We start from the raw sequence: 11,931 nt of genomic DNA, 5'->3' as shown, positions 1-11,931 counted from the left end.
TAACTGTGGAAAAGCTGTGGGCAATCGGGTAACAACCTGTGCATAATTGAAAAACGAGCAGCTCGTGGATAACCTTGTGGATAAAATAACAGCCACCTCAGTAGGTGACTGTTATTCACAAACTTATGATTGGTTCGTTTTTAATATCGAATCAATGGCCGCTAACTCATCCGCATGAAAGGCTAAGCGATCAAGTGTTTTGACGTTTTCTTCAATTTGACTCACCTTGCTTGCACCAATCAGTGCACTTGCGACGGTTTGTTTACGTAAAACCCAAGCAAGTGCCATTTGGGCAAGGGATTGGTCGCGATGTCTTGCGACCTCGTTTAATTTAACGACTTTATTTAAGACGTCTTCCTTAATATCTCCTTCACTTAGGAACGGAATATGTGATTTTTTCGCTCGAGAATCCTCGGGAACACCGTGTAAGTACTTATTGGTAAGCAACCCTTGGGCAAGCGGAACAAAGGCAATCGCGCCAGCACCCGCATCATCTAAAACATCGGTCAATCCCTCTTCAACCCAACGGTTTAACATGGAATACGATGCTTGATGAATAATGAACGGTGTCTTTTGTGCCTTTAAAAGTTTAATGGCTGCGGCTGTTTGGTTGGCGTCATAGTTTGAAATCCCCACATACAGTGCTTTTCCTTGTTTGACAATCAAGTCAAGCGCCTGCATCGTTTCTTCGAGTGGTGTATCAGGATCAGGACGATGATGATAAAAGATATCGACATAATCTAAGCCCATGCGAGATAACGACTGATCAAGACTGGAGACTAAATATTTCTTAGAGCCCCAATCGCCGTAGGGCCCGTCCCACATGTGAAAGCCAGCCTTACTTGAAATAACAAGTTCATCTCGGTAACCATTAAAATCTTTCTTAAGTATCCGACCAAAGTTTTCTTCCGCCGCACCGGCTGGTGGCCCGTAGTTATTGGCTAAATCAAAGTGGGTAATGCCTAAATCAAACGCACGCGTTAGCATTTGTCGTTGATTCTCAAAAGAATCGGGCTCCCCGAAGTTGTTCCATAACCCTAAAGAAATGGCTGGTAATTTTAAACCAGAATTACCAACACGGTTGTAAGTCATTGTTTCGTAACGTTTGTCACTTGGTCTGTATGTCATTGCTCGTATCCTCCTAAAGAATCGCTTGCTCATTTGGTCGATCCTATCAAGTAAAGTGCGATGAACTGAAATCGACAGGGTTCATCGGTAAATGTAGCCCTGTTTTTTAAACTTAGGGCTGTCGCACATTCTAATCTTAGTAACCGACCTGCACAGCAGCATTAACGATATACATTAAATCGTTTTGGTCTTGTTGTTCTTCTAAGAAAATTCCGCTGGTTGTTTGTAATCCACCTTGAACAATTTCAACCGTTACCTCGCCATAAGGAATTTCCGCTTTAATCGCATCAACATCAACCTCGGTCGCATCAGTTGGAACACCGAGGACGACATTTACTTTCATATTGTGTAACGATTGTTCCGGTAAATAAGCTTTAATGCCCGGCATTGAATTATAATGGACGGCATTAATGACTGCACGGACACTAGCCTTTGTCACATCTTGGCCGTGGGTATCGATACCGACACCTGTTTCAATAAAAATGATTTTTTCCAATTAGCTTCACCTCAGTTGTTAGAATTATTTCCGGGGAAATATTTAGCTTTACCTATTAAGTTTACCACGTTTCTAAAGCAATAAACATCGAGAAATGTAACCGTTTTTACTAAATAGGGTTAATGTGTTTTCTCATTGAGGTTGTTGTAGCAACAAGTACAAGCGAACGTAAAAAATTAAATCGCACGTCGACACTAACTTTATATCAATCTGAGCACTGAAAATTAACACCTTCATGCCGGTGCTAAAGAAGGTAACAGCTAACATGATTGAACCGGCAAGGGGTTTATGACGAACGAATTTAGAGAAAGGCATGATTTAAGCGAAAGAAACCGTTATAATATAAGGAAAGAAATGTATCTGTCGGAACACAATAACTTGGATCAATGAGGTGATGAGATGATAAATAAGCAACGACTACTTGATGATATTGAGGCACTGGCCACGTTTACGGATCAGACACCAGGGGTGACACGTTTAAGTTTCACACAAAATGAACAAAAAGCGAAGCAGTACTTAAAAGATCAAGCACTCGTGAGTGATTTAATCGTGCGAGAAGATGCGGTCGGTAATTTGTACATGCGTTACGAACAGCACGATGACACGCTGAAAACGGTACTTATTGGCTCGCATATAGATTCAGTCATTCATGGCGGCAAGTACGATGGCGCCCTTGGTGTATTAACTGGGCTCGAGTTGTTACGGACCTTTAAAGCGAATCAACAAACGTTACCGTTTCATCTTGAAGTGGTCGCCTTCACTGATGAGGAAGGCGCTCGATTTAAAACAGGGATGATTGGTTCAAGGGCTGCGATTGGTCAATTGGAAAAGCAGGAACTCGAGGCAACCGATATGAATGGTCTCAGTTTAGAACAAGCGATGGTCCTGGAAGGCTATCAACCGGAGCGGATGCAAGAAGTGCAGCTGAACCCAGATGAGTATTTAGCTTATTTGGAAGTGCATATTGAACAGGGGAAAGTGTTGGAAAAACAAGCTTTACCGGTCGGGGTAGTTGCGGGGATTGTTGGCCTCCGTTGGTATGAAATCATGGTAACGGGTGAGGCGGGTCATGCCGGTGCCACCCCGATGGCGGACCGGACGGATCCACTGATTGCCGCAAGTCGGTTCATGCTCGAGTTAGATGAGTGGGTCAGAACGATACCTGATGCAGTGCTGACCTTCGGTCAAATCAAGGTCGACCCAGGCAGCATTAACGTGATTCCTGAAGCTGTCACCTTCTCAGTTGACGCACGGGCACTCGACGAAGAAACCTTGATAGCCTTAGAGACACGGATCGAACAAGCAATGGTGCGCCTTGAAGAAAAGACCGGTGTAAAAGTGAAACGGACACCGTTAGATATAGCACCACCTGTAAAAATGGATGAACGGGTCATGGCACTGTTATCAAGCGCCATTGAACAGTCTGGATTTAAAGCAACAACCCTATCAAGCGGTGCTGGTCATGACGCGATGCATATGGCAAGCGTGATGCCTAGCGGCTTACTATTTGTCCGAACGAAAGATGGGCATAGCCACCGGCCGGATGAAACCATCGCAGATGAAGATGTGGTCACAGCAGCAGAAGTGCTCTATCAAGCGGTACAGAGTCTTGACCCAGAAACGTTCAGTTAACTTAAACACAGTCAACAATAAACGCAGCACAATAAAGGAGTCGCCTATGCAGATTAAAGTCATTAGTGTCGGTAAGTTGAAAGAAAAGTATTTAAAGCAAGGAATTGATGAATACAAGAAACGACTAGGTGCGTATTGTCAGTTAGAGCTAATCGAAGTTCCTGATGAGAAAGCACCGGAGCATTTAAGCGAGAAAGATATGGATGGCATTAAGAATAAAGAAGGCGAGCGTATCTTACATAAAATTACTGATGACACCCATGTCATCACACTAGAGATTAAAGGAAAACAACTCACGTCAGAACAATTAGCCAAAGAGATTGATTATCTTGCCCTTCATGGTAAAAGTAAACTAGCCTTTATCATTGGGGGTTCACTGGGTTTAAGTGAAGCAGTCATGAAGCGGAGTAACTTTGCTTTGTCATTCTCGAAGATGACGCTTCCTCATCAATTGATGCGTCTAGTGTTACTCGAACAGATCTACCGGTCATTTAGGATTAATCGGAATGAGCCGTACCATAAGTAGGACAAAGTTATTAAAATAAACTGAAAATACTTTTAATTAGCCATAATAATTTGTGATAAAATAGTTCTATCAAATAAAATAATAAGTAATATTCTTTATAAAAGATATTTGATAATAACTATTGAGGTAGGTAGAAAATAATGTTTACATTACCACAAAGGAAAGATAAAGCACCTATTAGTATTGAATATGATGAATTTAAGTCAATTGTCCTACTTGGGGCTAACGGTTCTGGAAAAACACGATTAAGTGTCTGGCTTGAGAAAAACATTCAAAATGTGCATAGAATTTCAGCACAAAAATCCTTAACAATGCCAAAAGAAATTAGACCTACTACAATAGATAAAGCATTAGAGGAGTTTTTATATGGTACAACAAATGATAATAAAGAGTGGTTAAGGAATATTGGAAAAAGAAATGGTAGATGGGGTAATAATCCAGCTACATTTTTACTTAATGATTTTGAAAAGCTTTTAACATTACTCCATACCGAGGAGTATGAAGCATCAGTAGAATTTAAAGATTCATATGAAGATGGTAAAGAAACAAAAAAACCTAAAACAAAGTTAGATATAATTCAAAATATATGGGAAAGTGTTCTACCTCATAGAAAATTGAGAAAAAGGGCAGGAACAATTGAAGTTTCTCCAGTAGATAAAACTGATGATATATACAACGCTTCTGAAATGAGTGATGGTGAAAGACTTGTATTTTACTTTATAGGTGAGGTTGTTTGTGCACCTGAAAATTCTATAATTATCATTGATGAACCAGAGAATCATTTACATACATCTATAATTAAAAAGCTATGGGATAGTATAGAAATGGTTAGAAAGGATTGTAAATTAGTCTTTCTAACTCATGATATAGATTTTGCCATTACAAGAAACAATTCAAAAATAATATGGATTAAATCTTACGAAGGTAATGAAGTTTGGGATTATGATGTAATTGGTGATGAAGATAATATTCCTAGTGAAGCTTACTTGGAAATCATAGGTAGTAGAAACCCTATATTGTTTATAGAAGGAGATAAATCAAGTATTGATTATCATTTATATCAATATTTGTTTAAGGAATATACAATTGTTCCTATAGGTAGCTGTGAAAAGGTTATAGAAACTACTAAAGCTTTTAATGACCTTTCACATTTTCATAATCTTACAGCTAAAGGAATAATTGATAGGGATAGAAGAACAGAAGAGGAAATTCAAACTTATGCTGAGAAACAAATTTTTATCCCTCAAGTAGCAGAAGTAGAAAACTTATTTATTGTTGAGGAAGTAGTGAAAGCTGTTGCTACGATATTAAGAAAAGATTCTGAAAAAGTCTTTCATGAGGTTAAGAATAGCGTTATTAAGCTATTTGAAAAGGAGCTTGAAAAACAAGCCTATCAATATGCAACTTATTCTATAAGAAAAAAGACTATTCAACAATTAGATATTAAACATAATAATTTCGAAGAATTTAACATAAATTTTAAAAATTTTTTCGAACAAAATTCAAATGAAACAATATATAAAGTGATTTATGAATTATTTAATCAATATTTAAAAGAAGAAGACTATAACAATATTATTAAGGTATTTAATTTTAAGGGTTTGATTCCACAATCTAGAGTAGCAGAAAAGTGTGGTCTTAATAATAAGAACTACATGAATTTTATTAAAGATGTTCTTAAAGAAAGTAGTAGTGAGGGAGAAGTGTTAAGAGCAGGGATGGAGAAGTACATCTCCTTGATAGAAAGGTAAATAATCCCAATCCTACTCCTGTGTTATATTGAAGTAGGTTATTGTATTTATATTATGATATGAATTTTATTTTCAAATTCAACCATGTGCTTAGAACTAGTTCGGTGAACCGTACCATAAGTAAATGAGGTTTTTTAATTGAGGAGTAAAAATAGAAAGAATGACAATAAACTTGGAAATTTTTACTGAACTCATATCTGATGAAAATGTGACCACGGATAGTATCAATCATTTTATTCCTAATATAAATGATTGAAGATTTTGCAAATTGTTTGGTAAGAGATTTCTAAAGTTAATTTTTAATATTTATTTATTTGTCTCTTATTAGTGTTTATTGTAGTAAATCAAATTGTTAAGAGGTGATTAAAATAGAAGCCCAAAAAATTATCAAAGTCATGAACAAACTTGATGTTTTACCGTACCAAAAAATAATGTTTGATGGTAAATGGGGTATTGGAAAAACAAAATATATCTTGGAATCAACTAATGATAAAGAAAATGTTTATTATATTTCTTTATTTGGTAAAAGAGATATAAATACTATTTATCAAGAACTTTACTATCTCTTAATACCCGAAGATAAAGTAAAATTTAATAAAATATTAAATAAAATAGGTAAAATTAATTATTCTCAATTTGGATTTAATGTTTCAATACCATTAATAGCCGATATGTTTAAAAATGTACAAGCAGAATTGGAAAGCACCTCAAACATAACTATCATTATAGACGATTTAGAGAGAAAACAAGATGATTTTAATATTAAAGAAGTATTTGGTTTTGTAGATACCATTACAAAAAGGGAAGGGATTAAAGTCGTTCTAGTAGCCTCATCAGATAATTTTTCAAATGAAACTAAAAAACAATTTGAAGAATATGCTGAAAAATCTCTTGATCGCATTTACAAAATTTCTACATATTCCAAAGATGCACCTCAGAAAATAATGGGTGACGATATCTGGTTAGCTATTCAAGATATTTATCAAGAGAATAAACTAAAAAATTTGCGTACGTTAGAGAAAGCAAATTTATTTATAAAAGAAGTATTAAATGAAATACCTGTTAGTGTATTAAACGATAGAATCAGTAAAGAAGATATATACAAAATCTGTTTTTCTATTGTTTTATTTGAAGTGGATCTTAAGGGGAATATGGAACCATTAACTGATATTGATGAAAAAAGTAGGAAGTCATTTTACGAAGCATATGATTCCGAAGAAAAAATTCCAAATTATATATGGCACTATATTTTAAAACGAGCTTTAAAAAATAGTATGATGTATAATTTTGTATCAGTTATATTAGATTGGTTTTCAACTGGAGAGTTTTCTATAAATCGATTTAACGACGAAGCCAAACTGGTTAATTCGTATGTAGAGTTAAAATATCCTCTGTTTATGTCTGAAAAAGAACTAGCGATGGAGAGTGGTGATTTTTCTATTTTTATTTGCAACATAAATCAAGATATATCTTTTAAAAATTTCTTGCAAAGACTAGATGAATTGGCAACCATCACGGAGAAAACAGAAATTGGCTTAAATTATAAAGTTGATGAAGTAGTCGATTGGATGACTAATAAATATGATTTCGATAATTACGATACTACTTATTTCGAGCATTTTGTGAGAAGAGAGTCCAAATTTATAAATGAAGTTATCTTAAAGTTACAGGACAAAGCAAGAAGTAATTATATAAATAACCTTGTATTAATCATGGTCAATAATGCCAACAAACTACATTTGACTAATGAAGAAATAAATGTAACAGTTGAATTTATTGGTTTTTTTAATAAGTTAAATGATGAAGAGAAAGATATTGTAGTAGAAGAGATGCAAAAAAATAAATGGTTTCTACCTTTTCCATTTGGAGAAATAACTGAATATCACTGGACCTACTGTCATAATATATTTCAATTTATTGTAGAAATAGACAAAGGAGTAAAAACTTCTCTTGTGTTGGATGCACGTGAATACTTTGAGCGAGAAATTGACAAACACTCAGATGAAATATTTAAATATCGATTGCGACATTTAATTAAACAATATTTGTAGGTAGTTTAGCTTTACAAATTATATAAAGTTAAGATTAATAAACTTAGAGTGTATTTGTCAACTGAAATGTGGCTCTTACGCAATTTTGGGAATAATACATGCGCTCAACAAATATGAGTTCGTTTATTTTTTGAAATTATGGTTGATAGAGCATTCTTAGACGTAAGAGAGGGAAACTTGCTCTCCCATACAACATGCGTTTAATTGTTTTCAATCGATTAACTTGGCCTTCTAGGAAGCCACCGACTAATAAATCAATGTTCATATCCTCAAATTTTTTATTCGCTACTTTACCAACGTCATCATTACAATTGATGCTCGAAGGGAAGTGCGTGTTATAGCAATCAAAAGCATCTTGCACTTTTTTCGAAGGTTCCCATTGATTTCCCCAAACGGTATGGAAGAGCTCTTTATCAGCTTTTTCAAGTCCAACACGAAAACCACCAACGCAAGCAAAAAGTTCGACTACATTTATTTTTTTATTCATAAATTATTATCGCTCTTTCATTGTATCCATTATATTAAAAATGGGATAAAAAGATCAACACTTTTATAGTAACAATGTTTATTTAGGTCAAATGAATATTAATTTTATCAAAAAAGACAATGCAGAACCTACAAAATGACTTAGATGAAATCAATGCCTTTCAGCATAGATACGGCAACGTCGCCTTTCATCCAGAAATATTGCGAATACATACTGATACCATTGAGTAATAATGGTTTTTTTAATGCATCAGTACCAGAACCACGTACAAAAAAGTTATAATCTTTTGCCTTTGGAAAGTTAGGTGCTGTCATTGGTATTTTTGTTTTTGGGGTTATTCGTTGATTATTTTTTTTATCTAAAACGGGCTCTTCAATAAGCTTATTATTATTAACTAAATCTCTTATTTCTTCCCATACATTTTTAATATCGTTTTCTAGAACACTTTCATCTATTGCTAGGCGCTTAAAGCCGATGAATTTATTGTCTAATAATTTTGCATCTGTTGAAGGCTCCTCAAAAATGATGCAAAGAAATTGTTGACCATTAAAAAAATTATATACAAATGAGTCTTCAAAAAGTGTATCTGGATTTGTCCACTCTTCAAAGTCAATCTGGAACAATTTCATATCTTCTGTACGAAATCCATTTACTGTTTGAACGATTGTTTTAGGGATAATACCAATTTTGCTAAACAACTCGATTTTACTTAATTTTTTTGCTTCCCCACCAAACATCTTGACGATGATTTGCTCAGTGACGCTTTTAGAAACATCACCTCCAGCATTAATATTTATAGTAATACCTAATTTGTTTATTAACTCTCGAACAGTTTTATTTTTATATTGTTTTGTAAGTCGATGTAATTCATCATCAAGATTTCTAAATGTTGAATATGTTTCATCTAACTTTTCGAATTTTGCTCCAAAATGTTTCTGTGCAATTGTAGAAACCGTTGCTCGTTTTAATCTAAAACGTGGGCGATTAGGCCATTTAGGAGCAGTATCGATAAGCATTAGCTTTTTCTTAAGATCCGAAGAAATACGTGAATACTCATCTTGTGGGTTTTCGTATGAATCTTTCAAAGATTGAATAAAATCTCGTACAATGAGCCAGTCATTCTTTAGAATCTCCTTATCTTCACTGGAAAATTCGTGAAAGTGATAGCCTTTGATTAAAAAGTTTGCATACTCAGCAGCCGGTACAGTTTCTGGAGAATCATAATGGTAGTAAACCAATAACAAATGCTCTGATTTATGCCAAAAGCTAGATGTTTCAAACTCTTCTTCTGTAATAGAGTGAGGAGAAACAGCAGTAATTGTCATAGGTTCTTTTGCTTCAAAAACCAAGTCACTTTTCCGCTTAGGTTTTCGAATTCCTGTTGTTTTTAACTCTGTTTCAATCCCATCAACAATTAAATCTGGATTCTTATCTTGATCAGATGGATAACCTAAAATCGAGCGCTCTACGACGTCACCTGCGATTCCGGTAATCTTTGGGTGAGTAATGGTACGAGCAAAAACATTATTTACATCAGTTTCACCAAGTGTTTTTCCAACAACATTGCTTAAAATGGTATCTAATTTATTTCGTGTGAATTTATGTAAGGCCATGATTAGAAGGCTCCTTTTTTAAGTTCTAGGTAAATGATACTGCATTTATTCTTTTTATTCATTATATCGTCTGAAAAAGCTTGAAAATTAATTTAATGGGTAACCTTAAGTAGCCACAAATACTACATGGAAGTGTTTTTTAGGGCTATGTTTGTTTGCTTTACTTTTTATAGGTACTCTGCATGAAGAGGGGACAATTTAGTTAGAAATTAAAGGAATGTTTAGTGCAAAATAAAAGTAGATAGTATTGCAATGAAAATCTTAGAAAGTTGCATAAAGAAAAAAGGGTTGCCAGCCCAATCAATAACCCTTACCGTTAAGGGTGTCTAATCAATAATGGTGGAGGAAGTGAAAGGATGCTGGCAAAGCCTGAAGTCAATCATATCAAAAAACTAAGAAATATTAAATCACTATCGATCAATGAAATCTCAAAAAGGACTGGTTTCTGCTGGTCAACAGTCAGAAAATACGCAGATGAAGACCAACTGCCTGTCGAAACGACCACTGTAAAACGTGGAATGATGTATGAAGAAGAATGGGGAGAAATCGTATCAGACTGGCTCATGGAAGATCGTGCGCTGAAGAAAAAGTTGAGAAGAAATAACAAGATTATCTTCGAACAGTTAGAAAAGCTAGGCTTCCCCGGTTCGTACCGGATAGTCTGTCATTTAATCCGTGATTGGAATGACAGTATGGTTGGAGATGATAATGAACTAAAGGAAGAGTATGTTCGATTGACCCATTCTCCTGCGTTGGCACAAGTGGAATTTGGTATCACAGAAGCAGTACAGAATGGAAAGATAAAAGATATACACTGTTTAGTCATGAGTTTTCCTTTAAAAGCACTATGGAATTTGAATACCTAGATCAATTTCACATATTTTAAAAAATCATTACATTTTATAATTTAGCTCTTAAAAGAAATTACATTGGAGTGAAGCGTATGGGAAACGGCACAGATATCTTAATTTATCAAACTGAAGATGGACACACTAAAATTGATGTAAGATTAGAAAATGAAACAGTTTGGATGAGTCAAAAAGCCATTGCTGAACTCTACCAAAAAAGTGTTAATACAATTAATGAGCATATAAAAAATATATATGCCGAAAGTGAGCTTGAAGAAGCAGCAACTATTCGGAAAAACCGAATAGTTCAAACTGAAGGAAAAAGAGAAGTTGAACGTGATGTCGCTTTTTACAACCTTGAAATGATTCTAGCAATTGGTTACCGCGTTCGCTCTCATAGAGGGACACAGTTTCGAAAGTGGGCGACAGAACGTCTAAATGAATATTTAGTTAAAGGATTTACGATGGATGATGAGCGGCTAAAAGACATGCGTAACTTTGGAGAAGATTATTTTGATGAATTACTTGAACGTATTAGAGATATTCGTTCATCAGAGAAGCGGTTCTATCAAAAAATCACGGATATTTATGAAACTTCAGTAGATTATGATCGTAACGCAGAGGTCACACAACAATTCTTTGCGACCGTTCAAAATAAATTACACTTTGCTATTCATGGTAAAACAGCAGCTGAACTTATTTCAGATAGAGCGGATGCAGAGAAAGACAACATGGGTTTAACCAATTGGGCGGGGGATAAAGTACGCAAAAAAGATGTGAAAGTAGCTAAGAATTACTTATCTGAAAAGGAATTAAAGTCACTGAATCGTATTGTGACGATGTATTTAGACTATGCTGAAGACCAAGCAGAACGACAACGCCCAATGCACATGCAAGATTGGACTGACAAATTAAATGCCTTTCTACAATTTAATGATCGTGACATACTCGAGAACGCTGGTAAGGTGTCTAGAGCGATTGCTGAAAAAAATGCTATTGAAGAATATAACAAATTTAATCAGCGCCGAATCAATCAAACCGCAGATGATGACTTCGATATATATTATATATAAAGAATAGTCAGCCCAAAAAGTAAAAGTACAAGATATACAGCGCATGAACTTATTTTATAGAGGGAGGTAGTGGTATATAAAAGGTGTTTTTGCTTCAAAAGAAACGCTTCTTTCCTTAATGCTAATAAATAATACGGTGGATAGGTTACACTAAACTAGACAGTTTCGTTAGGGTCGGTTAAACTTGTGAGACTAATCACTCGAGGGAGAGATGTAACCGTCAAGTAGTTTTGGGTTCTTACGCAATTTTGGGGATAAGGGGTATTTAAAACAGGGTATAGTATAGTAAAAGGGGTGATTGTTATGCTTCATTCTATCACGAAACT

9 protein-coding genes and 1 pseudogene are annotated in these 11,931 nt (G+C 35.0%); 6 read left to right on the top strand and 4 right to left on the bottom strand.

The genetic code is table 11. From position 1 onward, the window contains the following. Positions 1 to 123 precede the first annotated feature (123 nt). Together mgrA and DES38_RS08230 are read right to left on the bottom strand one after the other, a co-directional pair. Entirely contained in the window at positions 124 to 1,128 is a 1,005-nt protein-coding gene (gene mgrA, locus DES38_RS08235) for an L-glyceraldehyde 3-phosphate reductase (RefSeq protein ID WP_110251640.1), read from the bottom strand. 136 nt (positions 1,129 to 1,264) lie between these two features. Continuing rightward, entirely contained in the window at positions 1,265 to 1,624 is a 360-nt protein-coding gene (locus DES38_RS08230; protein WP_110251639.1) for a Lin0512 family protein, read from the bottom strand. A 399-nt stretch (positions 1,625 to 2,023) separates the two neighbouring features. Between DES38_RS08230 and DES38_RS08225 the strand changes: the two genes are divergently transcribed. From DES38_RS08225 to DES38_RS08210, 4 genes are all read left to right on the top strand, one after another. After that, entirely contained in the window at positions 2,024 to 3,256 is a 1,233-nt protein-coding gene (locus DES38_RS08225; RefSeq protein WP_110251638.1) for a Zn-dependent hydrolase, read from the top strand. A gap of 46 nt (positions 3,257 to 3,302) precedes the next feature. Then, positions 3,303 to 3,782: a 23S rRNA (pseudouridine(1915)-N(3))-methyltransferase RlmH gene (gene rlmH, locus DES38_RS08220; RefSeq protein WP_110251637.1), complete on the top strand. Its 480-nt coding sequence runs from the start codon at positions 3,303 to 3,305 to the stop codon at positions 3,780 to 3,782. Positions 3,783 to 3,922: 140 nt separating this feature from the next. After that, entirely contained in the window at positions 3,923 to 5,533 is a 1,611-nt protein-coding gene (locus DES38_RS08215) for a DUF4435 domain-containing protein (protein ID WP_110251636.1), read from the top strand. A 359-nt stretch (positions 5,534 to 5,892) separates the two neighbouring features. Further along, complete coding sequence (locus DES38_RS08210; RefSeq protein WP_146206369.1) at positions 5,893 to 7,584, top strand: P-loop NTPase fold protein; 1,692 nt, start codon at positions 5,893 to 5,895, stop codon at positions 7,582 to 7,584. A 247-nt stretch (positions 7,585 to 7,831) separates the two neighbouring features. On the opposite strand, the pseudogene DES38_RS08205 reads toward DES38_RS08210, so the two are convergent. Together DES38_RS08205 and DES38_RS08200 are read right to left on the bottom strand one after the other, a co-directional pair. Further along, positions 7,832 to 8,071, bottom strand: a pseudogene (locus DES38_RS08205) (DNA cytosine methyltransferase); the annotation flags it as partial. A 140-nt stretch (positions 8,072 to 8,211) separates the two neighbouring features. Beyond that, a complete protein-coding gene (locus DES38_RS08200; protein WP_110251634.1) occupies positions 8,212 to 9,684 on the bottom strand; it encodes a MutH/Sau3AI family endonuclease in 1,473 nt (490 codons plus the stop codon). A gap of 356 nt (positions 9,685 to 10,040) precedes the next feature. On the opposite strand from DES38_RS08200, the gene DES38_RS08195 reads away from it, so the two are divergent. After that, entirely contained in the window at positions 10,041 to 10,550 is a 510-nt protein-coding gene (locus DES38_RS08195; protein ID WP_110251633.1) for a hypothetical protein, read from the top strand. A 77-nt stretch (positions 10,551 to 10,627) separates the two neighbouring features. Further along, positions 10,628 to 11,605, top strand: coding sequence for a virulence RhuM family protein (locus DES38_RS08190; RefSeq protein WP_110251632.1), 978 nt, complete (start codon positions 10,628 to 10,630; stop codon positions 11,603 to 11,605). The last annotated feature ends 326 nt before the right edge of the window (positions 11,606 to 11,931 follow it).

The sequence above is a fragment of the Streptohalobacillus salinus genome (assembly GCF_003201605.1).
GTDB lineage: Bacteria > Bacillota > Bacilli > Bacillales > Amphibacillaceae > Streptohalobacillus > Streptohalobacillus salinus.
The sequence above is the reverse complement of the archived record's forward strand: the minus strand, read 5'-3'. Positions and strand labels throughout refer to the sequence as shown.